This is a genomic window from Flavobacteriales bacterium, assembly GCA_016700415.1.
In the GTDB taxonomy this organism is placed as follows: Bacteria; Bacteroidota; Bacteroidia; order Flavobacteriales_F; family PHOS-HE28; genus PHOS-HE28.
The window spans coordinates 3,732,168-3,753,737 of the sequence record CP065018.1; the positions used below are offsets into that span (position 1 = coordinate 3,732,168).

General features: G+C 60.0%; 4 protein-coding genes. 2 read left to right on the forward strand and 2 right to left on the reverse strand.

The window, feature by feature from the left end:
• Positions 1-3: 3 nt before the first annotated feature.
• Positions 4-6,504: an amino acid adenylation domain-containing protein gene (locus IPP95_15635; protein ID QQS72574.1), complete on the reverse strand. Its 6,501-nt coding sequence runs from the start codon at positions 6,502-6,504 to the stop codon at positions 4-6.
• A gap of 301 nt (positions 6,505-6,805) precedes the next feature.
• Between IPP95_15635 and IPP95_15640 the strand changes: the two genes are divergently transcribed.
• Positions 6,806-11,692: a thrombospondin type 3 repeat-containing protein gene (locus IPP95_15640; GenBank protein QQS72575.1), complete on the forward strand. Its 4,887-nt coding sequence runs from the start codon at positions 6,806-6,808 to the stop codon at positions 11,690-11,692.
• Between the two features lie 309 nt (positions 11,693-12,001).
• Positions 12,002-17,533 (forward strand): T9SS type A sorting domain-containing protein, encoded by a 5,532-nt coding sequence (locus tag IPP95_15645; protein ID QQS72576.1) that lies wholly within the window; start codon positions 12,002-12,004, stop codon positions 17,531-17,533.
• 49 nt (positions 17,534-17,582) lie between these two features.
• On the opposite strand, the gene IPP95_15650 is transcribed toward IPP95_15645, so the two are convergent.
• Positions 17,583-21,560, reverse strand: coding sequence for a gliding motility-associated C-terminal domain-containing protein (locus tag IPP95_15650; GenBank protein QQS72577.1), 3,978 nt, complete (start codon positions 21,558-21,560; stop codon positions 17,583-17,585).
• Positions 21,561-21,570: the final 10 nt, after the last annotated feature.

Here is a 21,570-nt window from a genome sequence, read left to right on the forward strand (position 1 = left end):
TCATCACTGTTTTTCCTCGGTCACAAGCATAACATACTTTCCGGGCTCTTTCTCATTTGGTATGAACCAACCGGGTTCTCCCTTCGGCGTTCTCCCTATGCGGGCCCCGGGCACCGGCGGCTCGCCCGCCTCCAACACACGCTCGCTCAGTTTGCGTGCGTGTCCGTTCAAGGTGTTGTTCACCACCTCGATCGGATAGGTGCGTTCCGGCATGAAGCCAGAGGCGCGCAGTTCGTTGCAGGTCCGGTCCAAGGCGTAAAGAATGAACTCCACGTCCGCCGCGGTATGTGCCGTGGTGAGGAAGTGAGGAAAGTCCAGCACATGCACGCCGTGCAGGCGCATCAGCAGGAAGAAGAACTCCGGATAGGCTACGCTCTCATCGTACTTGGTCTTGAATGCGCTGCCGAAATTCACCCAGCGGTAGGGGAGCTGATACTGGTCGAAGAGTACGTTGGCACGTTCCACCATGTCCTCGGTCATGGTGTTCAGCCGCTCCTGCAACGCGGGGCCTTCCTCCTTCATGTGTACCAAGGACGCCTTCGCGGCGGCCATGGTCAACGGGTGACGGACGAAGGTGCCCGCGAAATAGGTGACGCCCGCCTCGGGCACGCTGTCGTCGCCGAACTGCCATGGGCCGCCGTCCAGCGCGTCCATCCATGGCCTGCTGCCGATCATGGCACCGATCGGCATACCGCCGCCGATCACCTTTCCGTAAGTGCCGATGTCCGCCTTGATGCCGAACAACGCCTGCGCACCGCCTGGGTGCATGCGGAAGCCGGTGATCACCTCGTCGAAGATCAGCGCTGCGCCGTGCTGCTTGGTCACCGCGCGCACTTCGCGGAGGAAATCCACCGGGCGGAATTCCATGCGGCGGCTCTGCACCGGCTCCACCAGCACGGCGGCCGCTTCATGGCAACGCTGCTTGATGATCTCCAAGCTCTCAGGTGTGCCGTAGTCCAAGATCAACATGTTCTCCACCGCTTCGGGCATGATGCCCGGTGCGCCGGCGTAGCTCTTGTGGCTCTTACTGCCGCGCACGATCACCTCGTCGTTGATGCCGTGGTAGCTCCCGCTGAACGCGATAATGAGGCTGCGCCCCGTCACCGTCCGCGCCATGCGCATCGCGCCCAGTACGGCCTCCGATCCAGTGTTGCACACGGCGGCACGATCCTGTCCGGTGAGTTCGCACAACAGCTTGGAGACGTCCGCTGCCAACGGATGCATCGGTCCGATCTCGATGCCTGCGTCCAACTGCGCATGGCATTCCTTCTTGATGAAGTCCGGCATGTAGCCGAACATGGAGGAGCCGAAGCCGCTGAGGATGTCCACATATTCGTTGCCGTCGATGTCCCACAGGTGGCAGCCTTCGCTGCGGTCCACCACCACTTGGTACACCAGTTCCTTGGTCTGTGGCTTGAAGCCCGTCACCACGCGCGGGTCCGCCATCGGCCCGCGGTTCTCTTGCGTGAAGGTCTTGCTCTTCGCGGTCTTCGCGATGTAGCGCTTTTCGACGTCGTTGTACCAGGCACGCTGTTCCGGCGTGAAGTCGTCCACTTTTTCCTTCTGGATGCGTGCCTGTGCGCCGAAGACTTTCTTCAATTCGGGCGCGTCCTCCATGGCGTCCACATTGGAAGCGGATGTGTTGCCGGTGACGGTTTTTGCGATCGCGGCGGCTCCTTCTTTCACATGGGGCAGCAGGAAATCCGCGAGCTTGTCCAAGTTCGGCAAGTCCTCGTTCAGTTGCCGGAAGCTGATCTTCACGCCGAACTTGCGGCTGAGCGATGTGGCCACCTGCGTGAGGAACAGCGAGTCAAGTCCCATCTCGAGGAAGGTGTCCTCGGGGGCGGTCTCGGCCAATTCCAGACCGGAGCTTTCCTCCAGCAGTGTTTTGATCTGTTGGATCAAATGCTCCTTGGGCGAAAGGTTGGCGTCCAAGCCGTTCGGCACCGGTGCCTCGATGGTGGTGCTCGCAATGGCATGTCCACCGGCAGCGATCATGGACACGGGGTCCACCCAGTGGCGCACGCGCTCGAACGCATAGGTGGGCAGCGAAATGCGGTGGCGCACTTCGCGCTCGAAGAATGCCTTCCGGTCGATCTCCACCCCGCTCTGCCATAGCCAGCCGACAGCGCGCAGCAATGCGGTGAGTTCCTCGCCGTTCCCGGAAGCGGATCCCATCGACGGCACGGCGACCTGTCGCTTCGGATCGGCGCTTTGCTGGCGTGCCAGCGTGGTAGCGGTGGTGCGTGGGCCCACTTCGAGCATTACGCGGTCCGCGTCCTGCCATGCGAATTGCACGGCTTGTGCGAAACGCACCGTGGCCCGCAGATGGTCGCTCCAATACTTGGCGCTCGTGGCTTCTTCATCCTTCAGCCACTCGGCCGTGACCGTGCTGATGATGGGGATGCGTGGTGTGTTCAGGGCCACGTCATCCACAACGCGCTTGTACGGTGCCACCAAGGGGTCCATCATCGGGCTGTGGAAAGCGTGGCTGGTCATCAGCAACTTGCAGCTGATCTCCTCCTTCTCCAGTTCCGCTTGGAACTCCGATATGGCCTCCTTCGGTCCGCTGGCCACGCATAACTGCGGGCCGTTGTTGGCCGCAATGCTGCATCCGGCTGGCAGGCGCTTTGCGATGTCGGCCTCCGCAGCACGCACGCTGAGCATGCTTCCTGAAGGGAGTTCCTGCATCATGCGGCCACGGTTCGCCACCAAGGTGATGGCATCTTCCAAGGAAAAGACGCCGGCCAAACAGGCGGCCGCGAATTCCCCGATGCTGTGGCCCATCATCGCTTGCGGCGTGATGCCCCAATGCATCCAGAGCTTGGCCAAGCTGTATTGGACGGTAAAGAGCGAAGCCTGTGTATGCACCGTCTGTTTGAGCTGTTCCGCAGCCTCTTCCTCCTTGCCGGAGGCGGGGAATATGATCGCCTTCAGGTCCGTGTCCAGGGCTTTCGCAAAGAGCGTGCAGCACTGGTCGAAATGCTGTGCGAACACAGGTTCGCTGGCATACAGCTCGCGGCCCATGCCCACATACTGCGCGCCTTGGCCGGGGAACATGAAGACCACGCCCGGTGCCGCTTCGTGCAGCTCGCGCGTGCCCATCAAATTCGTGTCCTTCTTGGCGATCGCATCGATCACCTCTTGGTGCGTGCCGCCGACGATCAAGCGCCGGTGTTTGAAGGAGCGGCGTCCTTCCATCAATGTGAAGGAAGCGTCCGCCAATGAGGCCTCGGGGTGCATTTCCAGCCATGTGCGGAAATTCTCGGTCATGGCATCCAAACTGGTCTTGGTTTTCGCGCTCAGCAGGAAGAGTTGCTTGTCGCGACCAGCACTGGAAGGATCGGGCAGTGGTGCTTCCCCAAGGATCACATGCGCATTGGTGCCGCCTACACCGAACGCTGAAACACCGGCCACCCGGGGCTTGGTGGTCCGTCTCCAAGCGATGTTCTCATTGGCCACACGGAAGGGGCTGTTAGCAAAGTCGATGGCCGGGTTCGGCGTTTCAAAGCCGACGTTGGAAGGGATCACGCCCTCCTTCAGTGCCAGTGCGGTCTTGATCACGCCCGCCACACCGGCGGCTGCGGTAAGGTGCCCCATGTTGCTCTTGATCGAGCCGATCGCACAGATGTGCGTATCCCCATTTTCTGATTTTCTGATTTTCTGATCATCTGATCCAGGGCGGAATGCCAGGGTCAATGCCTCCACTTCGATGGGGTCGCCCAATGGTGTCGCCGTGCCGTGCGTTTCCACGTAGGAGATCTCCTGTGGCTTTACGCCAGCGTCGGCGTGGGCCATGGCGATCACCTCGGCCTGTCCGCGCACGCTGGGCGCTGTGAAGCTCGCCTTGTCGCTGCCGTCGTTGTTCAGCGCGCTGCCCTTTACAGTGGCGTAGATGTGGTCATGGTCGCGAATGGCATCGTCCAAGCGCTTGAGTACGATGATGCCCACGCCGTCGCTGAAGCTCGTCCCCTTGCCTTCAGCATCGAAGGTGCGGGTGCTGCCATCAGGGCTGTACATACCGCCCTCGTTGTATGTGACGCCGCTTTTGATGGGCACGGTGATCGCGATGCCGCCCGCGAGCGCCATGTCGCATTCGCCATCGCGCAGGGCTTTGGCGGCCTGGGCGATCGCCACGAGCGAGGTACTGCACGCCGTGTGGATGCTCAACGCCGGGCCGCGCAGGTTGAACTCGAAGGCCAACCGCGTTGCGATGTAGTCCTTCTCATTGCCGGTCATCACTTGGAAATCGCCCACCTGTTCGATCAGCTCCGGATGGCCGATCACGTTGCGGGTGAAATAGGTGTTGTTGCCCATGCCGGCGTACACGCCGATCAAGCCGGCGAACTGTGCGGGATCATAAGCGGCGTCCTCCAAGGCGGCCCAAGCGGTCTCCATGAACACCCGCTGCTGCGGGTCCATCAAGGCCGCCACGCGGGGATTGACACCGAAGAATCCGGCGTCGAACTTGTCCGCATCCGTGATCACGCCACGAGCGGGCACATAGTCCGGGTCGTTCTTCACCGTATCCGGGATGGAAGGGTCGATCTCGTCGAGTGTCCACGTTGAGACGCTGTTCTTCTTTTCGATCAAGTTCCGCCAAAGTTGCTCGGTGTTCTCCGCGCCGGGGAAGCGGCCGCTCATGCCCACGATAGCGATCTCGCCGCGCTCTTTCGACTTGTTCGAAGAAAACCGGACCCGGGCCATTTCCGCCGGGGAGATACCGCCGTCGCCACCTTCCAGATACTCGGTGCAGGCGCGGATAGTAGGGTGCTGATAGAGTTTCACGATGGGGAGGGCGAATCCGCGCGTTTCCAGTTGGGCTACGCATTGGATGCTCAGTAGGGAATTTCCGCCAAGGTCGAAGAAGTTATCGTCAATGCCCACCTTGTCCACGCCAAGCAGGTTGGCCCAAACGGCGGCGATGGCTTCTTGGAGCTGGGTGGTGGGCCGTACGAAAACCACGTCCAGGTCCGGTCGCTTCACATCGGGTGCCGGTAAGACCTTGCGGTCGATCTTGCCGCTGGGCGTGCGGGGCATTATGGTCACGGCCACGAACGCGGACGGCACCATGTAATCCGGCAGCAAAGCCCCCAGGTGGCTCCGCAGGTCGTTCGTGGAAAGCGCTTTCGTGGCCACGTAATAGCCCACAAGCCTTTTCAGTCCCGGAATATCCTCACGCACCGTGGCTACGGCCTGTTCAATACTGTCGTGTTTTTCCAGCGCTACTTCCACCTCGCCAAGTTCAATGCGGTATCCGCGCACCTTTACCTGTCCGTCCATGCGACCCTTGTAGTCGATGTTACCATCGGCCATTTCCACCGCGCGGTCTCCCGTCCGGTACGATCGGCCCCCCGCTGTGAACGGGTCGGCAACGAAGCGTTCAGCCGTCAGGTCGTCGCGACCGATATATCCGGTAGCCACGCATGCGCCGCCCAGGTAGAGTTCTCCTTCCACGCCCTTTTCCACGGGATGCATGGCATCGTCCAGGACGAGGAGCTTCACATTGTCGATCGCTTTCCCGATGGAGGGAAGGGGCGGCCAGGATGTGGGGTCGCCTTTTAGTTCAAGTTCGCTCACCACATGGCCCTCGGTGGGGCCGTACTGGTTGCAGAAGCGGCAACCGGGCAGCTGCTTGAAAAGGTTGATCACCGCAGGGGTGATCTTCAATTGCTCGCCGCTGGTGAATACTTCACGCAGGGACGAGGGGACTTCACCGGTGCGCTGAACGGCCTCGGCCAAATACTGGAGTGCGACGAACGGCACAATGACCCTGTTGATCCTTTGGGAGATGATCTTCCGGAGCAATTGGGTCGAGTTCAACCTGTCCTCGTCCGTGATCATCACCAGCGTGCCGCATTGGGCGAACGTGGTGAAGATCTCTTGGAAACTCACGTCGAAGCTGATGGGCGCGAACTGCAAGGTTTTCGAGCCTTCCTTCAGCACCGACGTCCGTAATTGCCATTGGATCAAATTGACCAGCGGCGCGTGGTGCATCGCCACGCCTTTCGGGCGGCCGGTGCTTCCCGACGTGAAGAGGATATAGCACAGGTCATTCGGCCCCGCGGGGCATTTCCCTTCGAATGCGACACGCTTCGAGAGGTCGAGCTCGTCGATCAGGAGCAATTTGATGTTGCCTGGGAAAAGGTGGGCGTGTTCCCGGTCGGTGACCACCATCGGCGGTCGCGCATCTTGCAACATCAAGGCGATCCGGTCCTTGGGATAGGCCGGGTCGATGGGCACATAAGCGGCACCTGCCTTGAGGATGCCCAATACACTGGTGATGAGTTCCGCGGAGCGCTCCAAACACAAGCCCACATTGGCCCCGGGCTTGATGCCCTGATGCTGGAGGTGCGCTGCCAGTTGGTCCACTTTTCCGGCCAATTCGCCGTAGGTCAAGGAGGTTCCATTGCCGGTCAAGGCCGGAGCGTCGGGTTGTGCGGCCGCAGAATGCTCAAAGAAGGCAAAAACGTGATCGGGGATGGGCCTAGGTTGTTTAGACATGCTGGTCCGAAGGTCTATGGATCCGAAATTTACGACCTGTTGAACGGCTTCCACATACAAAGGTTAAGTGAGGTTGGTAAGGTAAAAATCATTCGTCATCGAAAAATGCACGGATTTCGTCGTTAACTTTCGGGTATCCGGCATGCTTGGTCGGGCTATGAGAAGTGAACCATTTGGGCACTTGTATGTTACCCGGACATCGGCCTCCAAGGTGATTTATGCACCCCACGGCCACTTCATAGGTTGGTCAGTTACTGGTCCCTAATGATCAAACCAACTAATTTCGTGGCCCCTATTGAAGATGCAGGTACGTAAGTTGCTCATTTTGAGCCTCTCTCTATGGTCTGTTGCGCGATCGACCCCGATCTGTGCGCAGGCCTATGAGCGGAGCGTAGAGGCATCGGCCCAAGTCCAAGCATCCCCTCCCCGTATCACCTTGAATTGGGAAGGACTCTACAATGTGACCGGCTACCAGATCTGGAGAAAGATCAAAGGGGGGACCAGTTGGGGCGATCCCGTGGCGGTACTGGGCGCGAATACCCAGACGTGGGCGGACAACAATGTCACGACAGGGGTATCCTACGAATACAAAGTTGTGAGGCACACCACCAATGTCGGTGACGGCTATTCCTACATCAATTCGGGCATCCTGATGCCCATGGTGGAGGCCAGGGGCAAGGTGATCGTGCTGGTGGACGACTACTTCAGCTCTGCGCTAGCATCCCAATTGGAACAGATGCAGAAGGACTTGGAGGGCGACGGTTGGACCGTTGTGCGCCATGACGTGAGCAGGAATGCGAGCGTGCCCAGCATCAAGAACATCGTCGTGAACGACTACAATACCGACCCCGGGAATACCAAAATGGTCTTCCTTGTCGGCCATGTACCGGTCCCGTATTCCGGTAACATGGCGGCTGATGGGCATTCGCAACATTTGGGTGCATGGAGCGCGGACGTGTTCTATGGTGATATGAACGGTACATGGACCGATTCCCAGGTCACCTCCACGGGTGCTGTGGATCCGAGGAACCACAATGTGCCCGGTGATGGGAAGTATGACCAAGGCAACATTCCCAGTGCGGTGGAACTAGCCGTAGGCCGCGTCGACTTCCACGATCTTCCGGTGTTCCCGCAAAGCGAGACAACGTTGATGGGGAATTACCTGACCAAACTCCACAACTGGAAAGCGCGTAACTATACGGCCGTGCCGAGGGCATTGGTGGACGACAATTTCGTCGGCTACAACGATGCGTTCGCCTCCAACGGATATAGTGGCTTCGGCCCTCTGGTAGGCCCCGCCAACGTGGTCGACCTGGACTACTTCTCCACGATGCAGAACCAGAGTTACCTCTGGAGTTACGGGTGCGGAGGCGGCTATTGGGATTCCGCCAACGGCGTTGGCCATTCGTCGGATTTCGCCACTAGCGACCTGAAGTCGGTCTTTACCATCCTTTTCGGAAGTTCCTTCGGTGATTTCGATTGCCAGAACGATTTCATGCGTTCGTCCCTGGCCACGGGAAAGACCTTGTCCTGCTTTTGGGCAGGCTACCCTAACTGGTTCTTCCACCATATGGGGATGGGAGAGACCATTGGATTCGCCACACGATTGACGCAGAACAATGGCAACGGCCACTATTCGCCCGCGAACTCAAGCGCGGGCATGGTCCACATTGCCTTGATGGGCGATCCCACGTTGCGCATGTCCATGGTCGGACCGCCTTCGAACGTTGTCGGCACGGTGAACGGCAACACGGTCAACATTACATGGTCCGGTAGCCTGGACAATGTGCTGGGCTATCATGTGTACCGGTTCATTTCGGCGACCGGGTCATGGCAACGCGTCACGGATAACCCGGTCACCGGGTCGTCCTTTTCGGAAAGTATTTCCGGGGCGGGTGGTACCCTTCGGTACATGGTCCGTGCGGTTAAGCTCGAACAGACGCCCAGTGGCAGCTATTACAACCTCAGCCTCGGTGCGTTCGGTGAGGCAGTGGCCGGTTCACAATCCCCGGATTGCCTTGGCGTGATCGGTGGTCCGGCGCTTGCTGGCACGCCTTGTGATGACGGCAGTCCTTGCACCTTGAACGACCTTTGGGATGCTTCCTGCCAGTGCCAAGGCACCTATCATGATTCGGACGGGGACGGGATCTGCGACGCGCAGGACAACTGCCCCGGCGTTCCCGGACAGATCGGCTCAACGTGCAATGACGGTAACACCTGCACGATCAATGATGTGTTGAACGCGAATTGCCAATGCACGGGCACCTTTCAGGACAGCGATGGTGACGGCATCTGTAATGCGCAAGACAACTGCCCGTTCGTTCCGGGCCAGATCGGATCATCGTGCAACGACGGGGATCCATGCACGACCGGGGATGTGATCAATGGGAGTTGCCAATGCACCGGCACATTCCAGGATGCGGACGCAGATGGCGTATGCAATGCTTTGGACAATTGCCCCAATGTGCCCGGCGTGCAAGGTTCCTCTTGTGATGACGGCAATGCGTGTACCGTGAATGATATGCTGAACGCAAACTGCCAATGCGTGGGAACGCCCTTACCGGACGGTGATGGCGACGGTCTCTGCGATGCGATCGATGGCTGCCCCGGAGTAACTGGTGAAACCGGCTGGCAATGCGACGATGGCGATCCGTGCACCTTCAACGACGTGCTGGACGCCAATTGTATTTGCGTCGGGATACCCAGCCCGGACAGCGATGGTGATGGGATCTGCGATTTCTGGGACGATTGCCCCGGACAGCCTGGACAGGTGGGCTCAACCTGTGACGATGGCGATGCCTGCACGGTCAACGATATGTTGGATGAAAGCTGCCAATGCGTGGGCACTTTCGTGGACAGCGATGGCGACGGACTCTGCGATGCAGAGGACGGTTGCCCCGGGGTTACCGGTGAGACAGGCTGGCAATGCGACGATGGCGACCCTTGCACCATCAATGATGTGCTGGATGGGGATTGCAATTGCGTGGGAACTCCAGGCCCGGACAGTGATGGTGACGGGATCTGCGATGCGTTGGACGATTGCCCCGGACAGCCCGGACAATCCGGCTCCGCTTGTGACGATGGTGACGCCTGCACGATCAACGACATCTTGGATGAAAGCTGCCAATGCGTGGGCACTTTCGTGGACAGCGATGGTGATGGGCTCTGCGATGCGGTGGACGGATGTCCCGGAGTGACCGGTGAAACCGGCTGGCAATGCGACGATGGCGACCCTTGCACTGTCAATGATGTATTGGACGGCGATTGCAATTGCGTGGGAACTCCAGGCCCGGACAGTGACAATGACGGGATCTGCGATGCGTTGGACGATTGCCCCGGGCAGGCGGGACAGACCGGTTCCACCTGCGATGATGCGGATCCCTGCACCGTGAACGACGTGCTGAATGCCAACTGCCAATGCACCGGTCTTTTTCAGGACAGCGACAATGATGGTAGCTGTGATGCGGAGGACGGCTGCCCGAACGACCCGGACAAAGTGGAACCGGGGAATTGCGGGTGCGGTGAACCGGAACCGGGTGCAACCTGTGACGACGGTCTTTCGACGACCGTTGGTGATATGGTGGACGCGAATTGCCAATGCGTGGGCCAGCCGGTGGATTGCGAGGGTGTCCCGGGCGGACCGGCGATGCCGGGGACTCCTTGTGATGATGGTGACCAAGCAACTACGGAGGACGCTTGGGGACCGGACTGCAACTGCGCGGGCCTGCTTACGGATTGCCTAGGGGAAGCAGGCGGTCCCGCGCTTCCGGGCGTGGCATGTGATGATAGCCTCGCCACCACGGGTAACGATACGTGGACCAGTGGATGCGAATGCGTCGGACAGTTCATTGACTGCCTTGGCGTACCGGGCGGACCCGCTTTGCCAGGCACCCTGTGCAATGACGGGAACAACACGACCATGGGTGATGCATGGACCATCGACTGCGAATGCATCGGACTTGTCGTGGATTGCGAAGGTGTTCCCGGAGGGGAGGTGCTACCGGGTACGCCCTGTGACGATGGGAACCCATTGACCACAGCAGATACATGGTCGGCAGAATGCGACTGCTTGGGCGCACCGGCGGATTGCCTTGGGGAAGAGGGCGGACCGGCATTGCCAGGAACCTCATGTGATGACGGGGACCCGGACACGGGCAATGATGTATGGTCGATGGATTGCGCCTGTGTTGGTGTGCCCTTGGACTGTGAAGATGTCCCAGGCGGAGATGCACTGCCCGGAACCGCCTGCGATGATGGCGACGGATCGACCGGTGACGACACTTGGACCATGGACTGCACGTGTGTTGGACTGCCTGTTGATTGTGCGGGAACACCTGGCGGGCCCATCTTGCCGGGTACGCCTTGTGATGATGGAGATCCCGAGACCGGCAATGACACGTGGTCGACCAGTTGCGAATGTGCGGGCCTGCCTTTCGATTGTCACCATGTGGCCGGGGGCACGGCCTTGCCGGGCACACCGTGTGATGACCTGAACATCAGCACCGGCAACGATAGATGGACGGATGCTTGCACATGCCAGGGCCAGGCCTATGATTGCCTGCAGCAGCCGGGTGGTCCTGCATTACCGGGAACACCCTGCAACGACGCAAACCCGGCGACCGGATCCGATACATGGAGCGTGGCATGCATCTGCACGGGTGTCCCGATCGATTGTGCGGGACAGGTCGGCGGCAGTGCTTTCGTGGACGGTTGCGGCCAGTGCGCCGGCGGCACCACCGGTACCATACCGGACCTGGACAGTGATGCGGACGGCGTGTTGGATTGTCATGACAATTGCCCGACACTCCCGAACTCCTCTCAACCCGACCTTGATCAGGACGGTATTGGTGATGCCTGTGACAATTGCCCGTGGACGTACAATCCGGACCAGACGGACATTGATGGGGACGGGGTCGGTGATGCGTGCACCTTAGCGTCCGTGAGCCAGGTCGGAACGCTGCCGGGGATCTTCCTCCATCCCAATCCCACAACCGGAATCCTCCACATCGGCGAAGTCGGCCCGAACGCGGCTGTCACATGTATTTATGACCTATCGGGTGCAGAAGTCCGTAAGTCCGGGTTCAAGGAACAGATCGATGTTTCCGACCTTGCCAACGGCACGTATTTCCTTGTGCTCCGGGATGCCCATGGCATCGCTTTGGCCCGTGCCCCGATCGTCCGGCAATAATGGAGTCCGTGGGGCCAAGTACGGGATCGGTACCGCCTTATTTGCTATTCGTCTGATCGCTGAACCATGTGTGTAACCCGCACGTTACGGGTTACGCTATAAGGTCTCCTGTCCCATGTCCCATCGAAGGGTCAAGCTCCATTTCCGGGACCGGGATAACAGGCCCAGCCCTATAGCATGATGGTGAAACAGCTCCTTCTCACAATTTCCGGTACCGTCATAGCCTTTGGGCTTTTTGCGCAGTCCTATTCCCAGGCCGATGCGGTCCAAATGGCGGCAACAGTGCAAAACGCACCGCCACGGATCACCTTGTCTTGGGAACCATATGGTACGGCCACGGGTTACACGGTATACCGTAAACTGAAGGATGGTCAAAGTTGGGGTAGCAGCATCGCCAGCCTTGGCGGCTCCACCAACCAGCTCGTTGACAATAACGTGTCCGTCGGCATCTACTATGAGTACAAGGTGGTCCGGTCGGCCGGTGTGACAGGTACGGGATACATCGCCTCCGGTATCGATGTCGCCGCTGTGGATAACAGGGGCGTCATGGTGCTGTTGGTGGACAATGACATAGCCGGCGGATTGACGGCGGAATTGGACCAATTGGCTACTGACCTTCAGGATGATGGTTGGGGTGTGATCAGGCATAATGTGTCCCGCTCCACTTCAGTCCCCAACGTCCGTGCACTTGTGCAGGGCGACTATAATGCGGACCCGGAGAATGTCAAGGCAGTCTATATCATTGGTCATGTGCCGGTGCCCTACTCCGGGCGGTTGAACCCGGACGGGCATTCGGACCACTTGGGTGCATGGCCCTGCGACGGCTATTACGGCGAGATGGACGGAACGTGGACGGACAACTCCGTGAACATCACAAGCTCCCAGTTGGATCGCAATTACAATGTTCCAGGTGATGGCAAGTTCGATCAAAGTGACTACCCCAGTGCCATTGAGCTCGAAGTGGGGCGCATCGATTTCTCCAACATGGGCCTGCCATGGTACTCGTTCCCCTACAGTGAGACCGAATTGACACGCAGGTATTTGAACAAGGCCCATGCCTACAAGACCCGGCAATTCGTGCCACAACGTCGCGGGATCATATTCGACAACTTCCAGGATCCTGGAATGCCCCATCCCGCGGCCGGATCGGCCTATCGGTTCATCCCTGCTTTGGTAGGGGCATCCAACACCACGAACCTGGATCCGACAGGCACTCCCTTCTACAACGTGATCAATGGACAGAGCTATCTCTGGACATACGCCAGCGGGGGAGGAACGTGGGTGAGCGCCTACAACGTCGGAAACTCGGACAACTATGCGAACATCGATTTCGGTGGGATCTTCAATATGGCGTTCGGAAGCTATTTCGGGGACTGGGATGTCACGAACAATTTCCTTCGTGCCACCATCGCCAGCGGTAATGCGCTGACCAATGTGTTTTCCGGAATACCCAATTGGTGGTTCCAGCACATGGGAATGGGCGATAATATCGGTCTGAGCGCCAAGATCACCATGAACAACACCTCGCTGTACACCCCGCAGAACGGGGGATGGCAAGGCCAGCCGTATAACAGGGTGCATCTTGGGCTGCTAGGGGACCCCTCCTTGCGGATGACCGTAGTGGCCCGTCCTTCCAATTTGCAAGTGGGCAACAATGGTGGTCTCGCGGCATTCACATGGACTGCTTCCCTGGGCGCAGTGGACGGATACCATGTCTATGAGGTCAATACCAACAATGGCCAGCTCGTCAGGCTAACGCCCAACCCGGTCGTACAGGCAAATTTCAGTAGCGCTGCAGTCCCGTTCGTCAGCGGGAAGCGATATATGGTCAGGGCCGTGAAGCTGCAGATCTCGAACACCGGAAAGTATTACGACCTCTCACTTGGTGTGCAAGCGACGGCCTCGGGTACGGCCACACCGGACTGTAATGGAGTGGTCGGAGGCCCGGCGGTGGCAGGTTCATCCTGCAATGATGGCAGCGCCTGTACGGTGAACGATGTTCTGGACGCCAATTGCCAGTGCGTTGGCACGACCAGCCCGGACACTGACGGCGATGGTATCTGCAATGCCCAGGACAATTGCCCCAATGTGCCCGGGCAGATCGGTTCTTCCTGTGACGATGGCAACCCGGCGACGATCAACGATGTATTGAATTCCAATTGCCAGTGCGTGGGCACGCCAGCGACGCTGGACTGCAACAATGTTCCGAACGGTCCGGCGATGCCCGGTACCGCTTGCGATGATGGGAACGCGAACACGGGCAATGACACGTGGAGCTCGAACTGCCAGTGCGCCGGGCAAGCGCTGGACTGCAACGGCACGCCCGGCGGCAGCGCCCTTCCCGGCACCTCGTGCAACGACGGGAACGCGAACACGGGCAATGACACATGGACCTCGAACTGCGAATGCGAGGGCCAAGCGCTGGACTGCAATGGCACTCCCGGCGGGAGCGTCTTGCCTGGCACTTCGTGCGACGATGGCAACGCGGCGACGATCAACGACGTGTTGAACGCGAACTGCCATTGCGCAGGCACTCCTGTGACGCTCGATTGCAACAGCGTTCCGAACGGCCCCGCGATGCCCGGCACGGCCTGCGATGACGGGAATGCTTCAACGATCAACGACGTGCTGCAGGCGAACTGCGAATGCGCAGGCACCCCTGCCACCCTCGATTGCAACAACGTTCCGAACGGCCCCGCAGTCCCCGGCACCGCTTGCGACGACGGGAACGCGAACACGGGGAATGACACGTGGACCTCGAACTGCAACTGCGTCGGGCAAGCGCTGGACTGCAATGGTACCCCCGGCGGCAGCGTCTTGCCGGGCACTTCCTGTGACGACGGAAATGCGGCTACGATCAACGACGTGCTGAACGCGAACTGCCAATGCGCAGGCACCCCGGCGACACTGGACTGCAACAATGTTCCGAACGGCCCCGCACTCCCCGGCACCGCTTGTGACGACGGGAACGCGAACACGGGCAATGACACGTGGACCGCGAACTGCAACTGCGTCGGGCAAGCGCTGGACTGCAATGGCACCCCTGGTGGCAACGTTCTTCCCGGCACTTCGTGCGACGATGGGAATGCGGCAACGATCAACGATGTGCTGAACGCGAACTGCCAATGCGCAGGCACCCCGGCGACACTGGACTGCAATAATGTTCCGAACGGCCCCGCACTCCCCGGCACCGCTTGTGACGACGGGAACGCGAACACGGGCAATGACACGTGGACCTCGAACTGCAACTGCGTCGGGCAAGCGCTGGACTGCAATGGCACCCCTGGTGGCAACGTTCTTCCCGGCACTTCGTGCGACGATGGGAATGCGGCAACGATCAACGATGTGCTGAACGCGAACTGCCAATGCGCAGGCACCCCGGCGACACTGGACTGCAACAATGTTCCGAACGGCCCCGCACTCCCCGGCACCGCTTGTGACGACGGGAACGCGAACACGGGCAATGACACATGGACCTCGAACTGCAACTGTGTCGGCCAAGCGCTGGACTGCAATGGTACCCCCGGCGGCAGCGTCTTGCCGGGCACTTCCTGTGACGACGGAAATGCGGCTACGATCAACGACGTGCTGAACGCGAACTGCCAATGCGCAGGCACCCCGGCGACACTGGACTGCAACAATGTTCCGAACGGCCCCGCACTCCCCGGCACCGCTTGTGACGACGGGAACGCGAACACGGGCAATGACACGTGGACCGCGAACTGCAACTGCGTCGGGCAAGCGCTGGACTGCAATGGCACCCCTGGTGGCAACGTTCTTCCCGGCACTTCGTGCGACGATGGGAATGCGGCAACGATCAACGACGTGCTGAACGCGAACTGCCAATGCGCAGGCACCCCGGCGACACTGGACTGCAACAATGTTCCGAACGGCCCCGCACTCCCCGGTACCGCTTGCGATGACGGGAACGCGAACACGGGCAATGACACGTGGACCTCGAACTGCAACTGTGTCGGGCAAACGCTGGACTGCAATGGTACCCCCGGCGGCAGTGTCTTGCCGGGTACTTCCTGCGACGATGGCAACGCGGCGACGATCAATGATGTGCTGAACGCGAACTGCGAATGCGCAGGTACTCCTGTGATGCTCGATTGCAACAGCGTTCCGAACGGTCCGGCGATGCCGGGCACGGCCTGCGATGACGGGAATGCTTCAACGATCAATGATGTGCTGAACGCGAACTGCGAATGCGCAGGGACGCCAGCGACGCTGGACTGCAACAACGTTCCAAACGGTCCGGCGATGCCGGGTACCGCTTGCGATGACGGGAACGCGAACACGGGCAATGACACATGGACCTCGAACTGCGAGTGCGAAGGCCAAGCACTGGACTGCAATGGCACCCCTGGTGGCAACGTTCTTCCCGGCACTTCGTGCGACGATGGCAACGCGGCGACGATCAACGACGTGCTGAACGCGAACTGCGAATGCGCAGGCACCCCGGCGACACTGGACTGCAACAACGTTCCGAACGGTCCGGCGTTGCCCGGAACACCTTGCGATGACGGGAACGCGAACACGGGCAATGACACATGGACCTCGAACTGCGAGTGCGAGGGCCAAGCACTGGACTGCAATGGCACCCCTGGTGGCAACGTTCTTCCCGGCACTTCGTGCGACGATGGCAACGCGGCGACGATCAACGACGTGCTGAACCCGAACTGCGAATGCGCAGGGACGCCAGCGACGCTGGACTGTAACAACGTTCCGAACGGTCCGGCGATGCCGGGTACCGCTTGCGATGACGGGAACGCGAACACGGGCAATGACACGTGGACCTCGAACTGCAACTGTGTCGGGCAAACGCTGGACTGCAATGGTACCCCCGGCGGCAGTGTCTTGCCGGGCACTTCCTGCGACGATGGCAACGCGGCGACGATCAACGACGTGCTGAACGCGAACTGCGAATGCGCAGGGACGCCAGCGACGCTGGACTGCAACAACGTTCCGAACGGTCCGGCCTTGCCGGGTACCGCTTGCGATGACGGGAACGCGAACACGGGCAATGACACATGGACCTCGAACTGCGAGTGCGAGGGCCAAACGCTGGACTGCAATGGCACCCCCGGTGGCAGCGTCTTGCCGGGCACTTCCTGTGACGACGGAAATGCGGCAACGATCAACGACGTGCTGAACGCGAACTGCGAATGTGCGGGCACACCCGCAATACTGGACTGCAACAATGTTCCGAACGGCCCCGCACTTCCTGGAACACCTTGTGATGACGGAAACGCGAACACGGGCAATGACACGTGGACATCGAATTGCAACTGTGCCGGACAAGCGATGGACTGTGACGGCATCCTCGGCGGAAATGCTGCTCTGGATGATTGTGGTGTATGTGCTGGAGGCTTTACGGGGGTCATCCCGAATGAGGACCTGGATACGGACGGTCTGTTGGCCTGTGAGGACAATTGCCTCACGGAATACAATCCGGACCAGGCTGATTTCGATGGTGATGGTATCGGGGATGCCTGCGACAATTGCATCTGGGTCGCCAACGAGGATCAGTCGGACTCCGATAATGATGGTATCGGGGACGCATGCCAGGCCGGGTTCAACACCGGGATCGATGAACTCAGCGGTGAAGGGCAGGGCATGAGCATTTGGCCGAATCCAGCACGTGAGCACATCATCGTGCGCTGTGATGCAGGCGTTGCACACATGCTTCGGATCTATGAGCCGTCCGGACGGTTGATCGAGGAGTTGCCCTTCAACCAACAAGTGGATATTTCCAGGCTGGCTACGGGAACCTATGTGGTTTTTGCCTTCGATGCGAAGGGCAAGCCATTGTCACGGGTCCGTTTGGTCAAGCTTTGATCGGTCGCGGCCAATGCGGGAAGCCTTGCCATGGGCTTCCCGCACTTGGCTACTTGAGCAGGGTCACATGTCCGCGCAGTTCCTTGCGGTCCGCCGTCACCCCGTTCCCGACCCGCAAGGACCACACGTAGACATCCTGCGGAAGTACGGCTCCTCCATTGTTCAGGGCACCGTTCCAAGCCTCGCCAAGTTCATCGGACCCGAATACTTTCTCCCCCCAACGGTCAAAGATGAGGAACTCGTATCCCGTGCCGTCCGTTCCCGTGATGATCGGAAGGAAGTCATCATTCCGGCCATCCCCGTCCGGGGTGAAGGCGTTAGGAACATCGATCTGGACCGGTGCATTCACGGTTACGGGGAGGCAATAGGAGGCAGTACATTCCACACTGTCATGCACGGTGAGGCATACTTCGTACCGGCCACCGAAGTAGTCGTTGAACCGGTTCGTCCAAGGATCCCCGTCTCCGGTTGCCAGACCATCGATCGCCCAAGCATAGTTCGTATATCCGTGGTGCTCGGGTGTGAAGGTGATGTCCGGATGGTCGGAGTCCGTTGTCGGCGGGTTAGCCGCGAAGACCGCCGAAGGAGGGGGCTGCAGGAACACAAGGTGCTCCGCGTTGCCGGTAGCCGTGCAGCCATTGGCGTCCGTTACATCCACAGTGGCGGCCAACCATCCAGGGGTGCCGAAGGTTTGGATGAGCGAGCCGGCCCCGATCCCCGAGGAGCCATCATTGAAATGCCAATTGCTGCCCACGATGCTTGGGTCGTCCAAGGTGAAGGCGATGCTCAACGGTGCGCAGCCTTGGACAAGGTCGGTCGTGAATGTCGCGGAGGGCGGTTCCGCAACTGTGATACCCACTTGGGTGTTGAACACGACGTGCGCACAGGCCCCTGAGCCGTGCAATTCATAGGTCAGGGTCCCTCCCGGCATGTTCGATGGATCAAAGGTCCCGTCCATGGATGAACCGTCGGCGGAGGTCCAATCTCCGCCCTGGGTGGTGCCCGCTCCTAAAAGAGGGAGCAATTCGAACGGTTCCGAATTGATGCAGGTCAACACGGCCGTGTTGGACCCCGGTACCGGCAGTGGGTCAAGGCCCACGGTGATCACGGATGAGGCGGATGGGCATGGTGCAAGCCCTGGGACCGTATAGGTGTATTGACCTTCGGTATTACTGGCTGGATCGAAGAGACCGTTCAACAGGGAACCGCTCGGCGTGGTCCAAGTTCCTCCGGGGTCCGGTGTTCCGCCAAGTTCAGCGGTCAGGTCGACGGCATTCCCGTTCGTACACCAATGGAGCAGGGTGTCCGATCCCGCGTTGGGTCGATCGTGTACTGCAATGGTCATCAATGCGGAATCACTGTGGCACGGTGTCGTTCCGTTGAGCAGGTAAGTATAGATGCCGGCCTGGTCGGTAGCGGGGTTGAACAATATTGCCGCCGAATTACCGGACGGGCCCGTCCATGTTCCTCCGGGGTCGGCCGCTGTCAACAACGTGTTGAGGTCGATGGTCGAACTGGTGCTGCATAGGGTCAGGCCTGCATCCGGTCCGGCATGCGGCATGGCATTCTCGATGACCGTAACGGTGGCGCTGGCGTCGCTGCATGGAGCGCTGCCAGCGATCGTGTAAGTGTATGCTCCCGGTCCGTCCACGATCGGGTTATAAGAAGAGGAATGCGGAAGTCCTCCCGGACCCGTCCACGTTCCCCCGGCCCCGGCCGATGATCCAAGTGAAGCGAAGAGGTCGGTCGCCACACTTTCATCACAAACGGTCAAGGAAGCATTGTTGCCGGCCGCAGGTGGTACGTTCACCGTTACGGTCACGGTCGCTTGATCCCCGGTACAAGGAGCCGTTGCCGTCAAGGTGTAGATATATGCACCGGTACTGGCGGTCGCAGGGTCCAGCATCGAGGTTTGCGCTGATCCGTCGGGATCTGTCCAGCTTCCCCCCGGGTCGGCCCCGGTGAGCAGCGTGGAGAGGTCGATCGTTGAGCCATCGTTGCAAAGGGCAATGGTCGCATCCGGTCCGGCATTCGGCGTGGAGTTCTCCGAGACGGTCACGGTGGCGCTGGCATTGGCGCACGGAGAGGTACCTGGTACCGTGTACGTGTATGCTCCTGGCCCATCCATGATCGGGTTATACGAGGAGGAGTGCGGAAGCCCGCCCGGCCCTGTCCATGCTCCACCTTCATCGGCGGAAGGTCCGAGGGATGGAAGGAGGTCGGTGATGGCACTTTGATCGCAGAGGGCCACGGAAGCATCAGTGCCGGCATTGGGCGGCATGTTTATCGTTACGGTCACGCTGGCTTGGTCCCCGATGCAAGGAGCTGTTGCGGACAAGGTGTAGACATAGTCCCCGCTGCTGGCGGAAGTCGGGTCCAACATGGAAGCTTGTGGCGATCCGTCGGGATCTGTCCAGCTTCCCCCGGGATCGGCGCCGGTTAGAAGAGTGGAAAGGTCGATGGGCGCACTGTCCGAACAGAGGGTGATGCTGGCGTCCGGTCCGGCAATTGGCGTGGCGTTCTCGAAGACGGTGACCGTGGCGCTGGCATCGCTACAGGGAGCCGTGCCGACTATTGTGTAGGTGTATGCCCCTGGTCCGTCCACCGCCGGATCATAGTTGCCTGAATGAGGAAGCCCGCCCGGTCCCGTCCATGTTCCCCCGGGATCGGCGGAGATCCCGAGAGAGGCGTAAAGGTCCGTCGGCGCACCTTGGTCACAGACGGTCAAGGAAGCATTTACTCCGGCATTGGGCGATGGGTCCACAGTGACGTTCACGATGGCTTGGTCCCCGCTACAGGGGAGCGTGGCGGCAAGGGTATACAGGTAGGCACCACTACTGGCGGAAGCAGGATCGAGCATGGCCCCGTGCGCGGTCCCGTCAGGCGCGGTCCACGTTCCCCCGGGATCGGCGCCGATCAGGAGAGAGGACAGATCGATGAGCGCACCATCCGAACAAAGCGCGATGTTGGCATCCGGCCCGGCATTCGGCATGGCGGTTTCAGTGACAATGACCGTGGCGCTGGCATCGGAGCAAGGAGCAGTTCCAACGACCGTGTAGGTATATGCTCCGGGGCCGTCGATGGCGGGAGAGTAATTCGAGGAATGCGGCAGCCCGTCCGGCCCGGTCCATGTTCCTCCCAGATCGGGTGAGCCACCGAGGGAGGTGAAAAGGTCGGTCGGCGCTCCGATGTCACAGACGGTCAAGGAACCATCCATCCCGGCACTGGGCGGTAGGTTAACAGACACAGTTACTGTGGCGTGGTCGTCCGGACATGCACCAGGCAAGAGATAAGTACAGGCTCCCGCAGGCATGATAGCGGGATTGAAGACGCCGTTGAAGGAGCTTCCGTCCGAAGTGGTCCAAGTTCCTCCGCCCCCTGCGGCCCCAAGCAACGGGAAGAGGTCGACAGGGGCGGAATCAGCACAGACGGTGAGCACATTATCATTCCCGGAATAGGCACATCCGACAGTGGCAGGCAGGGTGGTGAGGGTCTGTTGCCCGCAACCACCCAATGTCCATGACCCGGTCTGGCTGTCCGCAAAGGCCGTAATGACCACGCTGAGGTCCGCTCCCTGCACGCACGCGCCACCACTTGCCACGGAAATGGTCCAACAAAAGGTCCATGGACCGGTACCCGAAAAATCACCGAAGTTGTTCCCCGGATCGCCATCGTTGTCCAGGTCGAAAAAGAAGCCGGGTCCCTGTGGTCCCTGATTGGCTCCGCCAGGATTGGTACCCGTCACCGAGTTGTACCAACCCCAAGTACCAGTTCCATTTACCGTGGCAGGCGGCGTGCCGGGCACCAAGGTGCTCATGTCCCAACCGGGCCCGAAGTCGGCAATGATCCCATGGAACCAGTTGGAATTGGTGAGCGACCAACCGGAAATGGTCACGCAGAAAGTCACCGTCTGCCCGCACGCGTAGGTGCCATTTGTGGGAGGAGGCGAAGCGTTCGCGGTGTATGACGTGACGCACCCCGCATTCACTGGAAGTCGCAATAACACGACCAAGAGCACGGTTGCCACGGAAAATCGG

Excerpts from the sequence above, each read along its gene's own strand:
- IPP95_15635 (QQS72574.1), bottom strand. The coding sequence starts at position 6,504 with ATGTCTAAACAACCTAGGCCCATCCCCGATCACGTTTTTGCCTTCTTT.
- IPP95_15640 (QQS72575.1), top strand. The coding sequence starts at position 6,806 with ATGCAGGTACGTAAGTTGCTCATTTTGAGCCTCTCTCTATGGTCTGTT.